Source organism: Vibrio sp. 03_296 (genome assembly GCF_002265885.1).
On sequence record NZ_NPKW01000791.1, the window covers coordinates 1 to 638 of the forward strand.

Below are 638 nucleotides of genomic sequence, written 5' to 3' on the forward strand. Positions count from 1 at the left end.
GGTAGCGGCATGTTGGTGCTCCTGCATGATGGTGAACGTAATGAAACTGCAAATCAAAGTAACGCCAGAAGGCATCATTGAAGACGCAAAGTTCAAGACTTACGGTTGTGGTAGTGCGATTGCATCAAGCTCATTGGTTACCGAATGGGTAAAAGGCAAGAGCATCGAAGAAGCGGCTTCGATCAAAACTCGGAAATTGCAGAAGAGCTTGAATTGCCACCAGTGAAAGTGCACTGTTCAATTCTTGCAGAAGATGCAATTAAAGCCGCAGTGGCTGACTACAAAGAAAAACACCAACTTTAAGGTTTTTTTGAGGTTATAATGGGGGCCTTATGCTCCCATTCCATTGGTAAACTATTTAACTAAGGTGCAGTATGGCCGTTACATTAACAGATTCCGCAGCAAATCGAGTAAGAGCATTCCTAGATAACCGAGGCAAAGGCATTGGTTTACGTTTAGGTGTGAAGACGACTGGTTGTTCGGGTATGGACCTATCGTCCTTGAGTTTGTGACGAACTGAACTGAAGAAGACGAAGTGTTTGAACATTCAGGCGTTAAGGTGATTATCGATAAAAAGAGCTTGGTGTACCTCGACGGCACGCAACTTGAACTACGTAAAAGAAGGGTTGAATGAAGGC

The 638-nt window shown here is 44.0% G+C and carries 2 pseudogenes; both read left to right on the top strand.

Annotated elements, in window-relative coordinates:
* A pseudogene (locus CIK04_RS27920) lies at window positions 1–303 on the top strand (iron-sulfur cluster assembly scaffold protein); the annotation flags it as partial.
* Window positions 304–374: 71 nt separating this feature from the next.
* Window positions 375–638: pseudogene (locus CIK04_RS27925) on the top strand (iron-sulfur cluster assembly accessory protein); the annotation flags it as partial.